Below are 21,762 nucleotides of genomic sequence, written 5' to 3'. Positions count from 1 at the left end.
ATAATGATGAAAAGTTCGTATTATGGAGATGATCCTTTCCCTGAAGGGGGGCGCTATGCGTGTTAAAAATACAAAAAAGCGGTTTTCTATCCACAAAAGGTTAATGCTTATTTTCGGCTGTTTAATTACAATAGCAGCTATTGCCGGAGGTATCATTGCGATTCGCCTGGCACGTAAAGCCGTAATCGAAAAAATTGAAACGCATCTTATTGATAAAGCGGAAGATACTTCAAAAATTATTGATAGCCGTATTGCTTCTGTTTTTCAATTTCTTGAAGGTATTCAGCAAATGCCGTGGATGCAAGATGAACGATTAACGTTCGCAGAGAAAAGCCAGCTATTTGCTTCCTCCAATGTGCGCAAAAGTATAAAAAATTTCGGTGTCAGCGATGCCGCCGGTATCCGCTATGCTTCCGATGGAACCACCGCCTCTGTAGCGGATAGAGAGTGGTTTAAAGCCGCGATTGCCGGGCATCCATCTCTGTTTGAGCCGCATATTTCACGCTCAACGCATACATTGCAGATACTGTTCGCTGTACCGATTTATGATCCCCATCAGCGGGTGATCGGTGTATTTGACGCGCTCTTTCCCAGTTCTGTGTTGAGCGATGAAATTAAAGATATTGTTATTGGGAAAACCGGTGAATGTTATATACTTGGTTTAACCGGTACAATAGTTGCGCATAAAAACCAAGAATTTATAGAAAAGTCATATAATATAATCGAAAGCTCTACAAATAATCCCGCACTTACCTCAACTGCAATGTTTTTACGTCATGCATTAGAGACTGAAACAAGTGAAGTGGGATATTATACCTATCAAGAAAGACCGTATATTGCTTCTTATGCTACCATCAAAGCAACCGGTTGGAAAGTTGTTATTAAGGCGCCGGTTAATGAATTTATGGAAACGGTTGCTATCCTGCAAAAAACGATGATGATTTTTGGTGTTATCATTTTACTCATTGCTCTCGTAATTATTTATGTTGCGGCACGCGCTATCGTAAACCCGATTCAAAGGGCTGTTCTTGCATTGAAAAATATTGCACACGGTGAAGGTGATCTGACTGTCCGCTTACCGGTACATGGAAACGATGAAATGAGCGATATGGCTGAGTATTTCAATGAAACGATTAAAAAAATTGCTGTAGCGGTACAGTCTGTTCGTGTTAACGCCGGTTTGATGGAAACAGTTGGAAGCGAGCTTGCTGCCAATATGACCGAAACAGCAAGCGCCGTTTATGAAATCAGCACCAATATAGAGAGTGTGAAGAAACAGGTTATGAGCCAGTCCAAGAGTGTCATTGAAATCGGCTCTTCGCTACAAATGATGACGTACACGATTGAAAAACTGGACACACATGTTGATATTCAAACGGAAACGGTGGATAATTCACTTGTTTCGATCGACAAAATGGTAAAAAGTATTCATACGGTAAACGGCAGCATAGAGCAAAACCTACGGATACTGGATGAACTAACCGAGGCAACCGATAATGGTAAGACGGCAGTTACGGAATCCGTCGGTTTGAGTAAAGAGGTTGATGCGAGTTCCGAAGTTCTTCTTGAAACCAGTAGTGTCATTCAAAATATTGCTGCGCAAACGAATCTACTCGCGATGAATGCTGCAATCGAAGCCGCTCATGCAGGAGAAGCAGGCAAAGGCTTTGCTGTTGTTGCCGGAGAAATCCGAAAACTTGCCGAAGAATCCAGCGCACATGGAAAGAATATTACAAATATTCTGCAAGGTCTTAAAACCAAGCTGGAACGGGTAACAACTTCGGCTGAATCAATCGAAACTCAATTCGATACTATTTTCGGACTTGTTGAAAAAACAAGAACTCAGGAACAAGTGATAATGCAGGCTATGCAGGAACAAAAGGATGATAGCGCACATGTTGTTCAGGCAATGGAAAAGATTGGAAACGTAACGCATGCGGTACAACATGTTTCGCAGGAAATGCTGAAAGGGAGCGCCGCTGTTTCCGATGAAATGAAGCTGCTGGCTGCAATGTCCGACACTATTGCGTGCAGTATGAACGAAATGGCTGCCGGAGCTGTACAGATTAACCAAGCTGTGCAGGAGGTCAACGAAATTTCACAGAAAAATAAAAACAGTATTCAAAATTTATCCGAAGAAGTCGGTAAGTTTAAGACATAAGGGAGAATAACATGAGTGTTACAAAAGACATTGAAACATTGCTTCCGCACCGGAAGCCCTTTTTGTTTGTTGACGAAATTATCCGTGCAGATGATGAAGGCAGCGAAAGCCGGTATACCTTTAAGCCGGAAGAGTTCTTTTTTAAGGGACATTTTCCCGAATATCCGGTGGTACCCGGTGTAGTGCTGGTTGAAACAATGGCTCAGGCAGGCGGCGCCGCGCTCAGTTCCATGGGAAAATTTGAAGATGGGGCGCTGTTCTTTTTAGCGACCGTGGATAAGGTGAAACTCCGTGCGCAGGTACGTCCGGGAGATACGGTGCGCATCAAAGTAAAAAACCTGCGTGTGTCATCCCAGATGATCAAACAGTCCGGTAAGCTTTCTGTGGGTGATACGGTCGCTGCAGAGGCAGAGTGGATGTGTCTTGTGGGAAAATCTTAGGATATCTTTGCAAATATTACGGTGGCATCTGAGTTGCCGCATCATGAAAAGTGTACATCCTTGTATACTTTTCATGATGAGTTTCAGCTGGAGGCGAAGTATTGATTCTCTGACAGGATGGCATACATGTCGAGGTTGTTGATTTTTACATAAAATTTTTATATCTCGTCCCGGATAAACGTTCAGGGAGAGTTGCTCTTTTATGTTATCTACGATATACTAACTCGAGGAGTAACTATGTTTCCATTTACGAAGAAAGATACGGATGAAAAGGAAACCGCAGCGAATACGGTAACCGGTGTTGTATTTCAAGCGAAAGAAATTGAATCGCTCATGTCTGCTATCGAAGACATTGCTTTTAATATAAAAAGCGGAATTAACGGGGCATCTCAGGTTATTTTAAAAAACCTAAAACAGGAAAATCAATTCGATTCATTTACTGAAAGCATCCGCTCCATTCTGAATTCCATCATATCGGTACAGGAGCAGCTCGAAGAAGTGCATAGCTGTACAACGGCGTTAGAAGATACTGCCGGAAAGGCAAATACCTCAGTAGAGCAAATTACCGATTCGGTCAATCACGTTGCAGCTATCGTCTCCGATAGAATTTCTGTAACGTCACAGCTGACTGATGCTGTGGCAAAAGGTTCCCTTAAAGTAAAAGACTTATTTACCGTTATTGACAGTCTGAATCAGAATATCGATGCGGTTAAAGATATTATCAGCTCGATTAACGATGTAAGCGCTCAGACAAACTTACTTGCAATGAACGCAGCAATCGAATCCGCCCATGCCGGTAAAGTCGGACTTGGTTTTGCCGTTGTTGCCGGTGAAATTAGAAAACTTTCAGAAGCAACCGCTCTTAATGCAGCCGATGCATCTAAAACACTGAAAAACATGCTTGATGCGCTTCATATTGCGAGAGATACTGCCGATGAAACGCGCACAGCGATGACGGTAATCGGTAATTCGGTAAATGAGACAACGAATACATTCCTCGAAATTTCTTCGGAAATGAACAGTCTTGCCGGTACCAGTACCTCGGTACGGGATGCGATGATGCTCTTGCCCGAATCTGCAGCCGATCTCAATGCTCGGGCTGACACAGCGATCGACCATATTGCACGGATAGCGGAACAGGCAGATAACGGTAAATCAACCCTTGTACAGCTGCAGCAGACCGCTGAAGAAGTAAGCGCTTTGATGAGTAGTGCGCTCTTTAATATGAATAGCATTATCGACAGTACGGTTAAAATTGATACAACAGTAGAAAAAGGGACTGACCTTACAACCGGAAAAACGGTTGCTAAGAGCCAGACTATGCCGTTTGGTCTTATTGTATTGAGGCACCTTGGATGGGTTACTAAAGTACGTGCATCAATCGACGGAAAACTTGTAGCAGGCAGCATAGAACTAGGCGATCATAACAAATGTGACTTGGGGCAATGGATAGAACACGAGGCTTCTTCATATCAAGGAGTATTGCAGCATCCTGAATTTAAAAAGCTCTGTGTTCAGCATGAAAAACTGCATGACATTACCCGGACAGTGGTCAATCAATCAAAAACATTGCCCCGTTCCGAACTTGAGGCTTTTTATTCTCAGCTGCTTGAAATCTCCGCTGCTGTTATCGACAGCTTAAGTGTATTACGGCAGTTTGTTGATAGTAAGTATGCTGCGAAAAAATAGCGGATCAGTATAGTTCGGGGCGTTGATTTGCATGAGATATGCCTGCGGAAGCGCTTGTTATGAGCTTTCCGCAGGCAATACCTGCGATTTATCCGGTTTTTATGCACCTTGAAAGAGCAGCCATCGTGCAATGATTCCTGCAATGGTACTGAATGGCGGGGTTCCTGTTTGGGAGTAGTCTTCAAGCATATATCCAATTTTTATAAAAAATGTAGTAATACTGGTAAGACCTGCCGTCAGCATTAAAACACCAAAAAAGATAATCAATATTCCTGCCGTTATTTTGACACCCCGTGCATGCTGCTTAAACCAGCGCAGCAACGGCTCCGTTTTGTCAAAAAACAGTCCTGTCAGCAAAAAGGGAATACCCAGACCAAGTGAATATGCCCCAAGCAGAAAGGCTGCCCTTGCAACATTTCCTGATTGTGCTGCAAACAGGAGAATTGATGATAAAATGGGACCAATGCAGGGACTCCAGCCTGCTGCAAACAGCATACCGAATAGGAATGCCTTGGAAGCTCCTGCTGCATTGTTCGGAGCCTGTGCTTTGAGTTCAGTCCTCAAAAATGGGATAAAGTCAAATAGCATGTTCAGTCCAAGGAGAATAACAACAATACCGGCTCCGCGCATGATGTTCCGCGGAATAGAGCTGCCGATAAACCGTGCGCCGGTTCCAAACAAAATAGCAAGAACAACAAATACAACAGTGAACCCTAGTACAAAACTCAAACTGCGTAAGAATAAGCGGAATCGTCCGCTGCTGCCGTCTCTAATTTGTGACAAAGATTCCCCTGAGATAAACGAAAGATATACAGGGATGAGCGGCAGCACACAGGGACTCAAAAAAGAAAGAAGACCGGCAAGAAAAGCGCCTGCAAGTCCGGGCAAAGAGGTACTACCCATCGGCAAGTTCCTTGAATACTTTGATCAGCTCCTGTTGATCATACTCCATCGCACCGATACGGGCAGCAATAACCTTTCCGTTTTTATCGACAATATAGGTTGAAGGTATCCCCCGCGCTGCAAATATTGATGATAATTGCTGAGATTCATCGAGATAAATGGGAAATGTGTATTTATTTTTTTCAATAAATGAAGCTACTTGAGCTTGCCGTTCCCCTACATTTACTGCAACAATCTGAAAAGCGGAGTTTTTTGTTTGAGCATACAATCGTTCTATTGACGGCATTTCTGCACGGCATGGCGGACACCATGTTGCCCAAAAATTCAGGAGCGTAATCTTCCCTTTAAAGGCATCAGCGTTCATTGAACCGCCTTCCAGTTTTGCTACTGACGTAAGCGGTAGGTCAATCGGCTCTTCATATATGTAGAATCCAAGCGATGCGAGCCGTTCCGATACGGTGCCGGCAGTAGTAGAGTGTATCGCCGTTTGTTGCCGGGCGGTATTCGGCATAGACGAAGCCTCTGCTGGAGTAGCATTAAGGGCGGCTGACTCAGAGGCTTGTTGCTTTGCAGAACAGCCGGATAGCAGTACGGCTGGAACCATACAGAATACAAAAAGAATTGTTCTAACTTTCATGTAAATAAAATAGTATATTTACCGCAAGAAGTCAAATATTAGGAATCATTTTTATTTATAACTTGCTACAATCGTTGCTTTTTTTGGTAAGCAACTTGTTAAAAATCCTCATTTAGCCTATTATCTGTGCCGGACACTATGCCGTAAGGAGATACGCAATGCACCAGCTTTCACTGGATCTTTATCAATTATTAAGCGAATTTAGTCAGCATGAGGCTCAGCGGGTCAATGCTGCCGAAGTAGAGCCTGAGCATGTCCTCTTAGCACTCATTATGAAGCGTGTCGGACGCGGTTATCAGCTATTACAAGCGCTGCATATTAATTTTTTGAATTTGCAGCTGGTGTTAGAACAAAAAACACCGATTAGAAAAGGGGAGCCGGTACACGGAGAAATTCCTTTGTCGAACAAGCTCAAGCTGCTCATAGATACTGCGGCGGCTCAAGCGTATACAATGCAGCATGAGGCTGCGGGTACTGAACATCTTATTCTGGCGTTTGCTCATATTCAGGAGAGTATCCTTGCCCGGTTTTTTGCCGAACGCGGTATTTTTGTTGCTGATGTACAGCGCGAGCTGGATAAAATGAACGGAGCAAAACATATACGGCAGCCGGAGGGACAAGATGGGCAGCAGAACAAAAAAAGGGATAAAAAGAAGCATAGTGTTTTAGCTGAATGCAGTAGAGACCTTACGCAGATAACCCGTGAGGGGCGGCTTGATCCCGTTATCGGGAGAACACGGGAACTCAAGCGGGTTATGCAGATACTGTCGCGCCGCAATAAAAATAATCCCGTATTGATCGGAGAACCCGGAGTTGGTAAAACGTCAGTTGTTGAAGGTCTTGCTGCTGCGATCGTCAAGGAGCAAGTACCTCGGTCCCTATTTGGTAAGCGCATTATTGCCCTTGATCTTGCCTCTGTTATTGCAGGCACGAAGTACCGCGGACAGTTTGAAGAGCGCATTAAACGGATTATTGCAGAGGTTAGTGAGGCAAAAGACATTATTTTATTTATTGATGAATTGCATACACTGATCGGTACCGGCGGCTCTCAAGGTTCACTCGATGCTGCAAATATGCTGAAACCGGCGCTTGCCCGCGGTGAAATACAGTGCATCGGCGCTACGACACTCGATGAATACCGTAAGTATTTTGAAAAAGATTCTGCACTTGAGCGCCGTTTTCAGTCTGTATTCATCAAAGAACCTACTCCCGAAGAAACATGTGCTATTCTCGGCGGACTTAAATCAAAATATGAACGGCACCATCATGTTCATTATTCGGATGAAACCATTAAAAAGATTGTCGAGCTTTCTTCCCGCTATCTTTCAGACCGTTTTTTTCCCGATAAAGCGATCGATGTGATGGATGAGGCGGGAGCTTTAAAAAAGATGGATAATACCGAGCTGCCGCAGAGTTTGAATGATCTTGAACAGCGGATTGCTGAACTTTCTCAACAAAAAAATGATTTAGCGGCAACTCAAAATTATGAACAGGCTGCAACGGTACGGGATGAAATCAAGCTGCTTAAAAGTCAGTTGGAAAAAATTAAACTCCGTTGGCTGAATGAAGAAAATGAAGCAGTGCTGGAGGTTGAAACTGCCGATGTCGCCGAAACAATCGCATTGATGACGGATATTCCCATCAAAAGCCTCGGCTCTGATGAGGCAAAGCGGCTTGCGGCAACTGAAACGGAACTGCATAAAACCATTGTCGGGCAAGATGAGGCAATCGGAATTATTGCAAACGCGCTGCGCCGTTCCCGTGCAGGTATTGCTTCCGCAGATCGTCCTATCGGCTCATTTCTCTTCCTTGGACCGACCGGCGTAGGTAAAACACTGCTTGCCAAAGCCCTTGCCGATTTTTTGTTTGGCTCTGCCGATGCCCTTGTCAGAATTGATATGAGCGATTATATGGAAAAACATGCCGCTGCACGTTTAGTCGGCGCTCCGCCCGGTTATATAGGATTTGAAGAAGGCGGTATGCTGACCGAAAAAATCAGGCGGCATCCCTATTCGGTTATTCTGTTCGATGAGATTGAAAAGGCGCATCCTGATGTGTTTAATCTGCTCTTACAAGTTTTAGAGGAAGGAGAGCTGCAGGATAGTCTCGGGCACACAGTCAACTTCCGCAATACGGTCATTATATTTACCGGTAATCTCGGTACGAAGAATCTGCTGAGTGAACCGCTCGGGTTTACCGCTCCGGACAACCGCGCAATCGATTATCAAAGTATGAAAAAATCAGCTGAGCTGGAAGCAAAGAAAGTGTTTAGCCCTGAGTTTTTAAACCGTTTGGATTCTTTGATTGTCTTTACTCCGCTTTCGGAACAAGAAATAGAAGCTGTGTTTGAACTGGAGCTTGCTAAGTTGACTGCCCGCCTCAGCGCCAAGCAGCTTACGGTGCGCTTTAGCGGAGCTGCCCGGTCTTACTGCATCCGGCACGGCTATGATCCTTTGTTCGGTGCTCGTCCAATGCGGCGGCTGCTGCAAACTGAAATTGAAGACGCGCTTGCGGTTAAGATTATCACCGGCGAATTTACAGCTGGAGATACCGCTGCTATCAGTACGGATGGCGATGAGGCTCTTACCATCAGTATTGAAAAAAAGGTACCTCTTGTTACTCAGGCAGCAATTACCTTACTGCCTGAAATTGCGCCGGAACCCCTAAAAGGGTAGGGGGCGTGTAGAAAAGGTTGGTATGGGCGGTACTATGTTTGAATAGAGAGATGTCCCCCATCCATCCTGTATGTTGTACACTGCGGGTCTAAAATAACAGTATCGTGTGTAACAATCAGAACAGCAGTACCGAGTCTGTTTATTTCTTTGACAGCGTGCATTACCCCTGCTGCTGTTTCTGCATCGAGATTTGCAGTAGGCTCATCAGCGATCAAAAGCTGCGGACTGTTCATAAGGGCGCGGGCAATGAGCATCCGCTTTGCTTCTCCGCCGGAGAGGTTATTGGGAAATTCATCTTTGAGGTGTAAGATACCCATCATTTCTAATAAGCTCAATGCCCTGCCTTCCGTATCACCATCTCTGTCAAACAGAAAAAAAGGTACTCGTACATTATCAATCACCGATAGATTGGGCAATGTACCCAGCGATTGCGGCACAAAACCGATTAATTCATTTCGATAATGGCTTTTTTCGCTGTCAGTCATACGGGTAATATCCCTTTCATTAAACATAACGGTACCGCTAGTGGGTTCCAACAGTCCGGCAATCAGATTGAGCAGGGTCGTTTTTCCCGATCCGGAGCGCCCGACAATAAAAACAAAATCAGATCTGTCAATACTCATCTCAACATCTTGAACGGCAAAAAACGCTGAGCCGCTGCGCTGAAATGAACGGGATAATTGATGTGTTTGTAATAACATAGCTTCCTTAAAGTACAACAGTTGAATAAAATATCAGAGCCTTCGGCTCTGTTCCGCGAGGAAATGGTTTATCATATCCGCTAAAACGGATTACGAATCAATTTTGGAAACTGTTGCATTCGTGCACGGAATGCGCACATGTCAACAAGTGATGTTTGCTTGCAAAGCAAACTCGACGTTCACTACCGCCAGGGACGGCGGTGGTTCCATGTAATAGCGATGTTTTTGCATAGCAAAAACTCGTGTTCAAAAATTGACAAGGAGGTCAATTTTTGAACTTGCCAGGGACGGCGGTGATGCCATACAGTAGCAAGGGGCTGTCAAAAAACTTCAGTTTGATAGAATGCATACATATATCCGGTATGTTTACCGCAGAGCTGTTATAGCCTGCAGCTGTTGTATGAATACCTTATTTTTGCTCATTTGTTCTACTGTGAACGGCAGCCGGTACGTCCAATTGGAGCTGCTTACCGTTCCCGGTATGTTGATCCGCTCATCCTGCGCCTTTACCTCAGGGAGCTCATCAAGGATGAGGGCTAACCAATCCTGGATGGGGAAGACAGCAAGGTATGACGGCACTTTCACCAGTGCTGCTAAGAGCGCTGCTGCGAGTTCTTTTGTATATGCCGGTTTTTCTCTTGCAATAGGGCAGAGCCGGGCTTGTACAGCGCTGTCGATTTCTAAGGCCTCATAAAATGAAAGCATTCCCGCATAGTCCAGTTCCTCTTCCCACCATTGCCGCATGGTTGAAGAATCATGCACAGAGGTAACGGCAACTGCTTCCTCAGGATAATCCCGCAATGGTATAAAGGGGCAGCCTTCTTTCGCCCACGAGCGTTCCCACCGGAATACCCGTAAGCTGAAAATATGCAGCTTTTGCAGTACCTCAGGCAGCACCGCTGGGCTTGCACCGAGGTCTTCGGCACAGGGGAGCATATCAACCGAGACACACAGTTCAGACAAAATGCTGTCCGCCTGTTCCTTCCATAGTTCATTCTGCTGGAGATTCTTTTTGTCGGCAAGCGCTGTGAATTGCTGCTTTTCTTCTTCCGAAAGTGAGTGCCATGCGGTGGTATTTTGATAACAATATGCTGCCGTGTACACTGAATCTCCATTCGTATTCTTGCCCGCTTTAACCAGCATCCTATCAGTCCACTTTTGTTTTAAGGCTGTCTCTACTGGGGCTGGTAAGCCGTACCGGCTTAGGTCTGCTTCGCTTTTTATCTCGCTTTTAAAAAGCCATAGTTCTTCATTTCCGATCCTGTCGGCAACCTTATGCAGCAGTCCGTGGGAATACAAATAATCACCGTTTACGGCATCTTGTACAATGCCTGTCCAGATATGAGGTTCCGCTATCCACCGGATACGCTCTTTTGAAAAGCCGGCAGTTACTAAATCGGCAGAGGTTATTTCCGCATAAGGAAGCGGCTTACCTAAAAGTCCGGTTGTCTCTCCTTCCGGAATTGCCCAAATCCTAAAAAAGCCGAGAATATGGTCTAACCGGAATGCATGATAATACTGAGCTGCATGGCGGAGCCGATCCTTCCACCATTGGTAGCCGCTTGCTTTGAGGTTTGTCCAGTTATAAATCGGAAAGCCCCAATTCTGTCCCGCGGGATTATCCCCATCGGGCGGACTGCCTGCACGAAGATCGCTGCGGAAATATTCAGCATGAGCCCAAAGTTCAACAGAATCTTCGTTCATTAAAATAGGAATATCGCCTTTAACTAAAATACCGTTTTGTGCGCAGTGCTGTACTGCTGCTAAAAGCTGCTTATGGAGGTGCATTTGTACCCAGGCATAGAAGAGATGTTCACGTTTTAATGCCGGATCGTTCCACGCTTTTGTGATTTTTGCTGCGGAGGGAAAACGCATAGCAGCCGATTCTTTCCAATCTTTCCATGAAGCATGATAATTCTGACGTTTGATATTTTTGAAGACGGCATATTCAATGATCCATTGATTAGCCTTTATCCATTCGGCAAGCTCGCCGGTATCAGCACTTGCGATAATGGCTGCTTCAGCTTTATTAAATATTTCATGCAATAGTACGTTTTTTTCGTGCAATACCATCCGGTAATCAAAACGGTCCGCCGGCGCTTTGGGCGTACAAACGGTTCGTAACTTCTTTATCTGAGGCTTGAACGTATCTGCTTCCGGTATATCTTCTAAACACACATAAAGCGGATGCAGTGCAAATGCTGAAAGGGCGTTGTACGGGGAGCTATCGGTTCCGGTATCATTGACCGGTAAGAGCTGAATAACCTTCAGCCCTGCTTTTTTGCAAAAGTTTGCAAAAGGGATTAAATCAGAAAACTCTCCCACGCCGCAACTTTTTTTTGTATACAGAGCAGAAACCGGTATAGCAGCTCCGCATAGAGCCTTGTGAAGCGATGAAAATTGCATTGTCTCTCTCCTCAATCGTTCTATATTATGGAGACAGGCTCAAAAAACTCATCCGTGTTTTTTGCTATCTCCATAGCAATACAATGTGTCTAACGCAGCTAAAAAACAGCCGTTTTTAAAGTTCTCCGCCTGTTTTTTGAGCCTTTTTTTGTACTTCTTCCGCTTTACGGGAAATTTTATTCCATACACCTGAAATACCCATTGCTTTTTTTACCGCTTTGAGGGTTTGTGCCGCCTCAGCACGCATCCGCATGGTGCCATTATAGATAATTTCGTCAACAAATCCTGTTTTTGAGGCATAGAAGGCGCGCCGTTCCCGAATGGGTTCAAGGAAGGTATTTAACGCAAAGGCAAGTTTATCTTTTACCTCAACATCGCCGACTTTTCCTTTCCGGTAGCGGTCTTTGAGATCTTCTACCTCTGCTTTATTGGGATTAAAGGCATCGTGGTAGATAAAAACAGGATTGCCTTCAACAGTTCCTGGAACATCGGCACTGGTGCGGTTTGGATCGGTATACATACTGCGGACTTTTTTGATAACGGTTTTTTCATCGTCGCACAGGAATATCGCATTACCCAGACTCTTTGACATCTTAGCCTGCCCATCCGTACCGACAAGAGAGCCGCAATCGCTTACCATCACCTCCGGGATAGGGAATACATCGCCGTACATATAATTAAAGCGTTTTGCAATTTCCCGGGTTAATTCAACATGGCTTTCATTGTCTTTTCCCACCGGCACAAGATGCGCCCTCGGCAGTAAAATATCGGCTGCCTGTAACACCGGATATCCCAGTAAGCCGAAGGGAAGCTCTGAAAGCTGGGCAGCCTTCGCCATATCTTTTATTGAAGGGACGCGCTGCAAGCGGGGTACGGTAACTAAATCACAGAAAAATAAATTGAGTTCGCATACTTCCGGTACCGCTGATTGCAGGTAAATAACCGACTTTTCAGGGTCAATACCGCAGGCAAGGTAATCCAATGCCATCTGCCGCACATTGTCTGTCAAGGATTCGATATATTGTTTTTCAGGTTTAGTTGTAAGGGTATGTAAATCTGCAATGATAAAAAAACATTCAAATTCATCTTGCAGACGGACACGATTCTTTATTGATCCCACATAATGTCCCAGGTGAAGGTTGCCGGTTGGGCGGTCTCCTGTTAAAATTCTTTTTCTTTCCATAATACTAGTAATAATATCATGTTTATCAAGGATAACGCAAGGGGCATACATCGCGAGATATGAACATCTCCCGGGCAGCTCTTTGTGCTTTTTAATTTAATGTGACCGCAGAAATTTGTAAATGATTTTAAAAGATTTCTTATCTAATATCTATTCTAATATCTATGTGATTCGCGAGGGTTCGCCGAATATCCCAGCTCAATAGCATCGGAAGTATTTAAAAACTCAGGGATATCCCAAAAGTTGGTTGCTTTCGGGACATCCCCGGCGAGTTTAAAATTAAGTCTTTCTATAGCAACGACTTAATTTTAAACATCGCATCTACATCTAAGGCAAACCTCTAAAACCCGAAGTTTCTGGACAGCCTCAACTTAATGCCTTTCCTTACACAATAAACCAATAGGCTTGATGTTTTTAGAGGTTCTCTCTTTATTTTACCAGCTCAAAATCTGAATATTCGTTGGTTCCGTCTAAACTATTGATTACGGTATAGCCCGCAGCCGCTAGCTTTTCTGCAACGGCAAAGGAACGGTTACCGGAATAGCAGTAGGTTAATACCGGTTTATCTATCGGCAGTTCTGCGAGTTTTTGTGTGATATTATCTGCATCGCCTGAAATTGCACCTTTTAAGTGAGAGACTGCATAGTCCTGAGGTTTGCGGGCATCGACCACGGAATATTTTCCGGTATTTACCAGCTCCTGCATTTGTTTTCCTCGTATATTCGTTACTTTTGTGAGTGAGGTGTATGAATAAGTGCTGACTCCTGCAGCATTGAAGAGTTTTTTAAATCCGTTTTTCCTGAGGATTTCCGCTGCTGCCTTACTCCGTCTTCCGCTCCTGCAAATTGTGATAATGTTTTTATCTTTTAAATCATCAATTATTCTGAGCTTATTCGATATATCATTTAAACTGATATTGATTGCATAGCGGACATGTCCTTCATCATATTCATTTTTTTCACGGACATCAATGACAAGATATTCCTCTTTTTCTTGTTTATCCGACATGATGTTATCCAATTCGGCACCTTTCATTTCTATGATACCTGTTTGGGGGGCGCTGCTCTGTTTTGCACAGGCAGCCTCACACACTGCAATAAATACTGCTGCAATTAGTACTGCTGTTCGTACTGCAATGTTGTTTCTTACTTTGTTCATTAAAAACTCCTCTAAAAAGTCAAAAAGACTCGTCGGGCATCTCTAAAAATCTAACCGAGTTTTTAGAGATGCCTTATTGACTTTCGATTGATTTTTTACATACGTCCGTACCGAAGTAAGACGTGCGTATTAAACCTGTTCGGAAACTTATGTTTCTGAACAGGTTACCTTGAAATACGATGTTCTAAATCATGCAATTTAGAACTCATCGACCTATTCGAAAACGCAGTTATCGAATAGACCTAGTATATACAAATTTGTGCTTGAGCAAACTCTGCTAAAAGAAAAGCCGCGTTGTTTGTTTGTAAGGTTCCTCATGCAACCTCCTTATATCTATCTATCCGCAGCTGCCGCATGAGCCGCAGGTACTGCATGGACTGCTGCCAAGAGGTACCCGGGTGTCGAATACCTGCCGTTCAAAGGCTTGCCCTGTTTCTGTTACCGCAAGTCCGCCTTGGGCGGTTTCACGAAGCGCAGCAGGGAGTCCGTCGCCGACTTGCTTGAGAGCTTCTATCGTTTCGTCAGCGGGAATAGCGCTTTTAATGCCTGCAAGTGCCAGTTCCGCAGCGGTAAAAGCAAGCGTAACGCCGGAGGCATTTCTTTTGATGCAGGGAATTTCCACGAGACCTGCAACGGGATCGCATACTAGTCCCAAAATGCACTTGAGCGCTATGGCTACGGCATGTGCTGCCATCTCCGGTGTACCGCCTAAGAGTTCTACAATGCAGGCTGCTGCCATTGCGGAAGCAGTGCCGCATTCAGCTTGGCAGCCTCCCGAAGCACCTGCTATTGATGCCTTGTTGGCAACCACCATGCCGATAGCTCCGGCGGTAAACAGCGAGAGAACCGCTTCTTTCCGCGGAACACCGCGTATTTTTATGAGAGAACCCAATGCACCGGGGAGAATCCCGCATGAACCGGCTGTAGGCGTTGCAACAATTTTCCCCATCGCAGCGTTTATTTCTGAGACCGCCATTGCCATCTGAATAGCGTTAGACATAAGGTCGCCGCAGAGGTGCTTGCCTTGGGTAATTGTCTGCTTTAGCCGGTACGCATCCCCGCCGGTGAGTCCGCTTGTAGATTTAACCCCCGGTTTACTGCCGTTTTCAATCGCTTCCAGCATAACCGTCAAGTTTTCTTCCATTTTCCGGATGAGTGCGTCTTCCGGTTGTTCAAGCTGCGCAGCCTGATCTTCTAATACAATTTCCCGGATGCGTTTATGCCGGGCTTCCGCTGTTGTATATAATTCGCTGATAGATTCATAACTAAGCATCGCTGTCTCCTCTTGTATAGTAAACCTGTTCGGTAACGCGGTTATCGAGCAGGTCTATTGATGCACTGCTCTATTTTAAAATGGTCTGACAAAAATCACTTTGGTAACACCGGGTATTTTTTCGATAGCGGTTTGCAAATCTTCACCAAGAGAGCGTCCATCGACCTGCAATGTCATAATTGCCGTTCCTCCCTTTTTATCCCGTGCAAGGTTAAACTTATAGACATTAAGCTGATACTGAGCCATCAATGCGGTTACAGCGGCGATCATTCCCGGAATATCATGGTGTACTACGATAACGGTGGGGGATTGCCCGGTGATTTTTACTTCCCTGCCGTCTATGTGGGTAATAATGATGTTACCGCCGCCGACGGATGCTCCTTGGACACAGACCGTTTTTCCGCTGGCATCAGTGAGGGTGATTTCTGCCGTATTCGGATGAGCATCGGGGATGACAGTTGGTTCAAACGTGATGGCAAGCCCGCTTTCTTCGGCTATTTGCAGGCTTTTTCTGATCCGTTCATCATCGGTTTGCATACCCATAATCCCGGCTGCGAGTGCCCGGTCTGTTCCGTGTCCTTTGTATGTTTGTGCAAAGGAGCCGTGCAGTCTGATATATGCCTTTACTGCAGGAGTACCGAGCAGCAGCCTGCTCATTAAACCGATTCGTACCGCCCCGGCAGTATGGGAACTGGAAGGTCCAATCATAATAGGACCGATTATATCAAATACGTTCATCCGTAATTCTCCTTTTCCTTTCAGTATAGCAGAAAATGAATAATTGAGGAATGAGAATGTTTAATGAAGTTTCAGTTTAGGGTGGATTCTTTGCAGAGGTCATTCCTACCCTTGACCTAATATCAGCTTGCGCATACACTCTATACCAATGAGAAAGAGAACTATTGCCGTTTATGGTCTAGCGCTGATATATGAACTATGCAAGGTGTTCTATATCGCTGCAGCTTCCTTCCATTCTAAACCGGAGATATTACTCTTTCGGTATATTGAACTGGCAGCAGTTTGTGTGCCGGTGTTGCCGTGGCTGATGTTAGCGCTCAATGAAAAAGCTTTTTATTGGGCGCTGTATGCAGCCGCATTATGTAAATTATCGTCCGTATGTGCACAGTTCCTCTATATTTTTCACAGAGGATTTGCTATAATGGAAATTATATTTACTTCAGTACAAAAAGACGGCAGCCTTGATTTTTCAAGAGAAGTATTCTTTTTTCTAGCGGCTGATACGGTACTGTTGTTTTACTCGTTTATGAAGGGGAGTGTATATCATGCAAATAATACCGGTTGCTAGCGGAAAGGGCGGGGTAGGGAAGAGCCTTCTATCTGCAAATCTTGCAATTGCACTCGGACAAGCAGGAAAAAGTGTTCTCATTGCCGATTTGGACTTAGGCGCTTCAAATTTGCATTTAGTACTTGGGCAGCAATCGAATGCACATGGAATCGGTACTTTTTTATCAGGAAACTCGTCGTTTGAAGATATTATTATAAAAACCGGCTATCCAAACGTTCGTTTTATTCCCGGCGACTCTGAAATTCCGGGTTTTGCAGCCTTAAAAGCAGTCGATAAAAATAACTTGATCAAGCAGATGCTCAAGGCAAACACCGATTATCTTATTCTTGATCTTGGCGCCGGTACTCACTTAGGAATATTGGATTTTTTCCTGTTATCTCCTCAAGGTATTGTGGTTACGGCTCCGTCGGTAACGGCAACCTTGAATGCGTATCTTTTCTTAAAAAATGTAGTATTCAGAATGCTGTATAGCGCTTTTAAGCGGAACAGCGCAGGATTTAAGTACCTTGAAAAACTGAAATCGGATTCTTCTTCAATGCAGCGGATGTACATACCGCGTATTGTTACTGAACTTGAGAAAGTTGATCCAAAAAATACCGAACTTTTTTATTCGCACTTGCAAATGTTTAAACCTCGGCTTATTATGAATATGCTGGATGATCCTAAGGATGCCGATAAGGCGCTGAAAATCCGCCGGTCGTGTCAAGAATACCTCAATATCAACCTTGAGCACCTTGGGGTAATTTATCGGGATAGTATTCAAGATACGGCTCTCGCATCCCGCTTGCCGGTTATCGTATATAAGCCGCAGGCAATGGTTTCGCAGGCTATTTACCGGATCGCTGATAAAATCCTGCAATCGGAAACCGATACATTCCAAGATATGACAGCTTATGCTGAATATGCAGATGAGAGCTTTCAATCTGCGGAGCTGGAGGCAGAAACGGATTTCCGTTCAAAGATGGGCTATATAGAAGACCTCCTCGGCACGGATGCGCTGACAATGAGTGATATTGCCGAAATGCTTAAAACCCAGCAATATGAGATTTCCGTCTTAAAAAAGGAAAATACCTTATTAAAACGGAAAATTAAAATAGCCCTTGAACAAGGTTATCGTGTGTAATGCGGTTATACTATGAATTGGACTATTAAACAAAACGATCACAACAAAAAGTGGTATTTTTCGGTTAGCGGTGTAGAAAGTGCGGATTGTGTTTTTCCTCAATATGAGGAGATGAAAGCGCGGGCTGTACAAGCAGGTGTTCCTGCTGAGAATCTTATCAATGCTCGGCAATTTGAGCGTTATCTTGATAAGATTGTATATGGAAAAACCCTGCCTATTCCGCTCGAAATAGAACTCGATCCTTCTTTTGACGCACGGCTTATCATAGAATCCGATAAGACAAAAGCGGTACTGTATATCAGAAAGGCAAAGGATGCTCCTCATTCGGTTGATAAAAAATTGATCACCAATATGCTCAACAACAGCGGTATAGAAAATATCGATTTTAAGTCTTTGGATGAAAAAATTACAGCGTTTTCTGCTGCCGCTGAACGTGAAATTGAATTGGTTGTAGCTGAAGGTATTCTGCCTCAGAGGGGAAAAAACAGAACGCTGATTCCTCATATAACAAAGCTGCAGAACGAACAGGCCGCGGCGCTTCGAAAAAAACTCATTCATGCGGTAGAGACTGCGCGGGAACAAGCTCAGGTTATTTATGATAAGGACTTTCCGCTCTCGGAAGCTCAGTATCTTGCTGTAGCCGCAAAGAATGATTTGCTCTTTGAGTTTTCACAATCTGAAATAGGTGAAGACGGGATGGATATTTACGGTAATCCTATCCCCGGTCTACCCGGTAATGACCCTTTTGTACTCGATTTACGCAATGTTGAACAGACAAATGATCACCTAAAAGCAGCTTGCAGCGGTATTTTGCTTTTAGCTCAAAACAATGAAGGGCTGAAGTTGCGGATTATTCCGTATAAAGATGCCGAGGTTAAAGCGGTTATCAGCGAAGACAATATGGAAGCGATATTGGTGATGGAATCCGGGAAGGGGGCAGGCAGCCGTTTATCTCTCTCGCAGCTTAAAAAAGCGCTTGAAGCGGTGAATCTTCCTGAGAATCGATATTCCGACGATATACTGAAAGATGCCATGTACGAAGCCCATTTATCATCAAGAGCTATTGAGTTTACAGTGAGTAGGGGGATAGAGCCGGTTGCTCCTCATTCATATAAGTTTGACTGGAAAGTTCAGTTTGGGCATTCCAATACCGTTTCAGTAAAGCGAGGTGACGTATTACTTGAAACAACCTTGTTGGAAGCTGGGGAAAAAGGAGTTGATGTTTTCGGTAATATTATTGAAATAGATAAAGCCGAGGTACTCAAACTTCCTCAAACCGATACAACGGTTAGGTCAACACAAGATGGAAAAAAAGTAGTTTTCACAGCAGCTGCCGCCGGTGAATTTGTGAAAAGTACCGAAATGCTTAAAATTCTTAATTCCAAGACAATTTCAACTGACGTAAATAATGAAACCGGCGATATTCTGTTTGCTGGAGATATTATTGTCAATGGAAATATCGATGCAAACCGGAGTATAAAGGCTGGCGGCTCGTTAACGGTCAATGGAGATGCTGGAATATCGCTTTTATATACAAAGGAATCTCTTTTAATGAACGGCGGAATACGTGGAGGGAGCCGCGGTACAGTGTGGACAAAAAATACCATGGCGCTCCATTTTGCAGAAACAGCCCGGCTTTTTGCTGGGGGAAATATTTATATTGATGATTATTGTTTCCGCTGTGTGGTTAAGACAAACGGTGAATTGGCGATTTCCGGAGAACCGGGAAGTTTTATCGGCGGGAATGCTCATGCAGCCCGCGGTATGAAGGTACGGAATTTAGGTGACTATAAAACAGTCCGTACCATTATATCTTTTGGACAGGATTATCTGATTAAAGACCGGATTGAGGTATACGAGAAACAAACCCAGGAAAATCTCGCAGCGCTTGCACGGATCGAATCTGAATTGGAGAATCCTGCAACACCGGCTGACCGAATCCAAGAATTGCGAGAGCAAAAAGTGATTTTACTGAAATCAAACACGGCTCTCGGCATTAAGATTTTTAAGCTCAAAGAGCATTTTGAATCCCATATTCCTTCGGCAGTAAAAATCACCGGAACAGTATATCCGGGCGTTATCTTAGAAAGTCACGGAAGATATTATGAGGTGCGGGAGCCTACTTCCCATGTTGTTTTTACCTTTGACCCTGAATTGGGCAGGATAATCTGTAAGCCGATTGACGAAAAACCGGCTAAAGAACAGTCGTCGGTGTTAACAGAGCTGGAGTAGAGACGGTTATCAAAGATTTTCTGCGGAGTTTTATATGATTTGTGCTATTCAATATCCGTCGTGGATTAAGCCTGAGGTTATTCCCGGTTTTCCCTTTCTACGATGGTACGGGCTGATGTACCTTGTTGCCTTTTCCATTGCGTTTTTGCTCTTCCGGGTGCAGGTAAAAAAAGGTGAATTACAGAAGTATGCTCAGAGCGAAAAAGCCATCGCTGATGAGGATATTGTTGATTTTTTTACATGGTCTTTATTCGGTTTGATGATCGGCGCACGGGTGTTCGCGACGCTTGTGTATGAACCGACGTGGCAGTATTGGCAAAAACCGTGGCTGATATTCTGGCCCTTTTCCGAATCGCGGGAATGGACGGGTTTACAGGGGATGTCGTATCATGGCGGCTTTATCGGCTGCCTTATCGGGGCTTTTTTATGGACAAAGCGGCATAAGCAGCCTTTTTTCGCTTGGGCTGATACCGCTGCTGCCGGAATCCCGCTTGGCTACACATTCGGCAGAATAGGAAACTTTCTGAATGGGGAACTCTACGGCAGAATAACCGCAAGTCCTATCGGAATGCTCTTTCCGTCGGTACCCTTCTATGACTGTTTCCCGGTAAAAGAGCCGTGGGTACAGGAATTTGCTGCAAAAGCAGGACTGACCATACAGGAAGGTGCGCAGTATATCAATTTGCCCCGTCATCCCAGTCAGCTGTATGAAGCGCTTTTTGAAGGGGTGCTGCTCTGGGTTGCTATATGGCTTATCAGGAATAAGAAACCGTTTAATGGCTTCCTATTCTTTTTTTACACCATGGGCTATGGAGTTGTCCGTTTCTTTATAGAGTATTTCCGCCAGCCTGATTATGAACTTGGGTTTAGAATTACTGCCGCTGCTGATGAGGCAAATATTTATCTGTTCAATTCATGGAAAAATATTTCTACCGGTCAAGTTTTCTGCTTTATCATGATAGCAGGCGCATTGATTTGTATGGGAATATTAGCTCGATACAGTAAGCGGACAAAGAAGTATGCGTAATGGTCTTTTGTCTAAGCCCCGCAATGAAACGGTTTATACTTTTCCTCTTTTTTCTGCCGGTGTGCGGGTTGGGTATGCTGTTATGCTCATCTGCATTATTGCAGCCTCCGCGGTGATGTATTATGAGCAGAAGCATATACCGGTTTTGGGCATAATTTTAGGCTGTTTTTCGTTTTTTGTACTGTGCTATAAAGATCAGTGGCAGTTCAACTGTACAGCACAACGTCTTGAATATACCATCGGATTCATTTTTCTTGCCGGTAGAAAACGATATACCTTTGCCGATATCGAAACAACCGAAACAGAATATTTTACCAAAGGTAAAACATCATTTATGAAGTGTATTATCTGCTTTTCCAATGGGGAGAAAAAAACGATAGCCCTGTTTCCGGTGCGGAAAACCGCATTGAAACGGCAGTGGGAAGCAGTTTCAATGTTGTTCCAAAGTAGAAAAATGTCAACCGATGTATGAATAGGGCATCTTTTAAAAACTCAGGTATAGTTTTTAAAAGATATCTCATCGGCAAAACTGATAACGCGCCTTTTTGATAAGTAGCGATATTTTTGCTTTGCCAAAATTCGCGTTCAAAAATTGACAAAAAGGTCAATTTTTGAACTTGCCGCGGATGGCGGTAATTCCACTAGGAACCACCTGCATCCGTGCCGGATCGCACACACAGTGCGAAACATTGAGTAATACGCACAAATCGCGTCGGGGGTGTTGATTTCTTGTGTAAAATCGTATATTACTACTTGACAGATTATCAAAAAATCACTACAATACAAAACATATTTACGCCAACTTAGCTCAGCTGGCCAGAGCACGTGATTTGTAATCTCGGGGTCTA

General features: G+C 44.3%; 17 protein-coding genes. 9 read left to right on the top strand and 8 right to left on the bottom strand.

From position 1 onward, the window contains the following. Positions 1–55 precede the first annotated feature (55 nt). From ACTTJ8_RS02670 to ACTTJ8_RS02660, 3 genes are all read left to right on the top strand, one after another. The gene (locus tag ACTTJ8_RS02670; protein WP_442720234.1) at positions 56–2,161 is read left to right on the top strand and encodes a methyl-accepting chemotaxis protein; all 2,106 of its coding nucleotides are present in this window, start codon (positions 56–58) and stop codon (positions 2,159–2,161) included. 11 nt (positions 2,162–2,172) lie between these two features. After that, on the top strand, positions 2,173–2,601 hold the full coding sequence (fabZ, locus tag ACTTJ8_RS02665; protein ID WP_442720233.1) for a 3-hydroxyacyl-ACP dehydratase FabZ: 429 nt from the start codon (positions 2,173–2,175) through the stop codon (positions 2,599–2,601). Between the two features lie 237 nt (positions 2,602–2,838). Continuing rightward, the gene (locus tag ACTTJ8_RS02660; RefSeq protein ID WP_442718343.1) at positions 2,839–4,290 is read left to right on the top strand and encodes a methyl-accepting chemotaxis protein; all 1,452 of its coding nucleotides are present in this window, start codon (positions 2,839–2,841) and stop codon (positions 4,288–4,290) included. A gap of 99 nt (positions 4,291–4,389) precedes the next feature. On the opposite strand, the gene ACTTJ8_RS02655 is transcribed toward ACTTJ8_RS02660, so the two are convergent. Both ACTTJ8_RS02655 and ACTTJ8_RS02650 read right to left on the bottom strand, forming a co-directional pair. Then, complete coding sequence (locus tag ACTTJ8_RS02655) at positions 4,390–5,193, bottom strand: cytochrome c biogenesis CcdA family protein (RefSeq protein ID WP_442720232.1); 804 nt, start codon at positions 5,191–5,193, stop codon at positions 4,390–4,392. Continuing rightward, entirely contained in the window at positions 5,186–5,830 is a 645-nt protein-coding gene (locus ACTTJ8_RS02650; protein WP_442720231.1) for a TlpA family protein disulfide reductase, read from the bottom strand. The genes ACTTJ8_RS02655 and ACTTJ8_RS02650 overlap by 8 nt, the downstream gene beginning before the upstream one ends. A gap of 158 nt (positions 5,831–5,988) precedes the next feature. On the opposite strand from ACTTJ8_RS02650, the gene ACTTJ8_RS02645 reads away from it, so the two are divergent. Beyond that, positions 5,989–8,505, top strand: coding sequence for an ATP-dependent Clp protease ATP-binding subunit (locus ACTTJ8_RS02645; RefSeq protein WP_442715398.1), 2,517 nt, complete (start codon positions 5,989–5,991; stop codon positions 8,503–8,505). Between the two features lie 32 nt (positions 8,506–8,537). On the opposite strand, the gene ACTTJ8_RS02640 is transcribed toward ACTTJ8_RS02645, so the two are convergent. From ACTTJ8_RS02640 to sdaAB, 6 genes are all read right to left on the bottom strand, one after another. Then, on the bottom strand, positions 8,538–9,206 hold the full coding sequence (locus tag ACTTJ8_RS02640; protein ID WP_442720230.1) for an ABC transporter ATP-binding protein: 669 nt from the start codon (positions 9,204–9,206) through the stop codon (positions 8,538–8,540). Between the two features lie 366 nt (positions 9,207–9,572). Continuing rightward, positions 9,573–11,612 (bottom strand): 4-alpha-glucanotransferase, encoded by a 2,040-nt coding sequence (locus ACTTJ8_RS02635; RefSeq protein ID WP_442720229.1) that lies wholly within the window; start codon positions 11,610–11,612, stop codon positions 9,573–9,575. Between the two features lie 115 nt (positions 11,613–11,727). After that, the gene (gene trpS / locus ACTTJ8_RS02630) at positions 11,728–12,795 is read right to left on the bottom strand and encodes a tryptophan--tRNA ligase (protein WP_442720228.1); all 1,068 of its coding nucleotides are present in this window, start codon (positions 12,793–12,795) and stop codon (positions 11,728–11,730) included. Positions 12,796–13,224: 429 nt separating this feature from the next. Further along, positions 13,225–13,953 carry a rhodanese-like domain-containing protein gene (locus ACTTJ8_RS02625; RefSeq protein ID WP_442720227.1) on the bottom strand — a complete coding sequence of 243 codons (729 nt, stop codon included), beginning with the start codon at positions 13,951–13,953 and terminating at the stop codon, positions 13,225–13,227. A 337-nt stretch (positions 13,954–14,290) separates the two neighbouring features. Continuing rightward, a complete protein-coding gene (gene sdaAA, locus ACTTJ8_RS02620; protein WP_442720226.1) occupies positions 14,291–15,226 on the bottom strand; it encodes an L-serine ammonia-lyase, iron-sulfur-dependent, subunit alpha in 936 nt (311 codons plus the stop codon). A 75-nt stretch (positions 15,227–15,301) separates the two neighbouring features. Beyond that, a complete protein-coding gene (gene sdaAB / locus ACTTJ8_RS02615; RefSeq protein WP_442716670.1) occupies positions 15,302–15,964 on the bottom strand; it encodes an L-serine ammonia-lyase, iron-sulfur-dependent subunit beta in 663 nt (220 codons plus the stop codon). 148 nt (positions 15,965–16,112) lie between these two features. On the opposite strand from sdaAB, the gene ACTTJ8_RS02610 reads away from it, so the two are divergent. From ACTTJ8_RS02610 to ACTTJ8_RS02590, 5 genes are read left to right on the top strand one after another with little or no spacing between them, the layout of a single operon-like run. After that, positions 16,113–16,532, top strand: coding sequence for a hypothetical protein (locus tag ACTTJ8_RS02610; RefSeq protein ID WP_442720225.1), 420 nt, complete (start codon positions 16,113–16,115; stop codon positions 16,530–16,532). Next, positions 16,510–17,655 carry a nucleotide-binding protein gene (locus tag ACTTJ8_RS02605; RefSeq protein WP_442716672.1) on the top strand — a complete coding sequence of 382 codons (1,146 nt, stop codon included), beginning with the start codon at positions 16,510–16,512 and terminating at the stop codon, positions 17,653–17,655. Before ACTTJ8_RS02610 ends, ACTTJ8_RS02605 begins: the two co-directional genes overlap by 23 nt. Before the next feature lie 12 nt (positions 17,656–17,667). Next, positions 17,668–19,887 (top strand): FapA family protein, encoded by a 2,220-nt coding sequence (locus ACTTJ8_RS02600; protein WP_442720224.1) that lies wholly within the window; start codon positions 17,668–17,670, stop codon positions 19,885–19,887. Positions 19,888–19,924: 37 nt separating this feature from the next. Continuing rightward, positions 19,925–20,914 carry a prolipoprotein diacylglyceryl transferase gene (lgt, locus tag ACTTJ8_RS02595; RefSeq protein ID WP_442716676.1) on the top strand — a complete coding sequence of 330 codons (990 nt, stop codon included), beginning with the start codon at positions 19,925–19,927 and terminating at the stop codon, positions 20,912–20,914. Further along, on the top strand, positions 20,907–21,386 hold the full coding sequence (locus tag ACTTJ8_RS02590) for a hypothetical protein (protein ID WP_442718334.1): 480 nt from the start codon (positions 20,907–20,909) through the stop codon (positions 21,384–21,386). Before lgt ends, ACTTJ8_RS02590 begins: the two co-directional genes overlap by 8 nt. Positions 21,387–21,762 lie beyond the last annotated feature (376 nt).

Source organism: Treponema sp. (assembly GCF_052169735.1).
In the GTDB taxonomy this organism is placed as follows: domain Bacteria; phylum Spirochaetota; class Spirochaetia; order Treponematales; family Treponemataceae; genus Treponema.
Note: the sequence above shows the minus strand (reverse complement) of the source record. Positions and strands in the feature narration are given on the sequence as shown.

Bases quoted from the DNA above. Each gene is read 5' to 3' on its own strand.
- ACTTJ8_RS02670 (WP_442720234.1), top strand. From the start codon at position 56: ATGCGTGTTAAAAATACAAAAAAGCGGTTTTCTATCCACAAAAGGTTA.
- fabZ (WP_442720233.1), top strand. From the start codon at position 2,173: ATGAGTGTTACAAAAGACATTGAAACATTGCTTCCGCACCGGAAGCCC.
- ACTTJ8_RS02660 (WP_442718343.1), top strand. From the start codon at position 2,839: ATGTTTCCATTTACGAAGAAAGATACGGATGAAAAGGAAACCGCAGCG.
- ACTTJ8_RS02655 (WP_442720232.1), bottom strand. From the start codon at position 5,193: ATGGGTAGTACCTCTTTGCCCGGACTTGCAGGCGCTTTTCTTGCCGGT.
- ACTTJ8_RS02650 (WP_442720231.1), bottom strand. From the start codon at position 5,830: ATGAAAGTTAGAACAATTCTTTTTGTATTCTGTATGGTTCCAGCCGTA.
- ACTTJ8_RS02645 (WP_442715398.1), top strand. From the start codon at position 5,989: ATGCACCAGCTTTCACTGGATCTTTATCAATTATTAAGCGAATTTAGT.
- ACTTJ8_RS02640 (WP_442720230.1), bottom strand. From the start codon at position 9,206: ATGTTATTACAAACACATCAATTATCCCGTTCATTTCAGCGCAGCGGC.
- ACTTJ8_RS02635 (WP_442720229.1), bottom strand. From the start codon at position 11,612: ATGCAATTTTCATCGCTTCACAAGGCTCTATGCGGAGCTGCTATACCG.
- trpS (WP_442720228.1), bottom strand. From the start codon at position 12,795: ATGGAAAGAAAAAGAATTTTAACAGGAGACCGCCCAACCGGCAACCTT.
- ACTTJ8_RS02625 (WP_442720227.1), bottom strand. From the start codon at position 13,953: ATGAACAAAGTAAGAAACAACATTGCAGTACGAACAGCAGTACTAATT.
- sdaAA (WP_442720226.1), bottom strand. From the start codon at position 15,226: ATGCTTAGTTATGAATCTATCAGCGAATTATATACAACAGCGGAAGCC.
- sdaAB (WP_442716670.1), bottom strand. From the start codon at position 15,964: ATGAACGTATTTGATATAATCGGTCCTATTATGATTGGACCTTCCAGT.
- ACTTJ8_RS02610 (WP_442720225.1), top strand. From the start codon at position 16,113: ATGAGAAAGAGAACTATTGCCGTTTATGGTCTAGCGCTGATATATGAA.
- ACTTJ8_RS02605 (WP_442716672.1), top strand. From the start codon at position 16,510: ATGCAAATAATACCGGTTGCTAGCGGAAAGGGCGGGGTAGGGAAGAGC.
- ACTTJ8_RS02600 (WP_442720224.1), top strand. From the start codon at position 17,668: ATGAATTGGACTATTAAACAAAACGATCACAACAAAAAGTGGTATTTT.
- ACTTJ8_RS02590 (WP_442718334.1), top strand. From the start codon at position 20,907: ATGCGTAATGGTCTTTTGTCTAAGCCCCGCAATGAAACGGTTTATACT.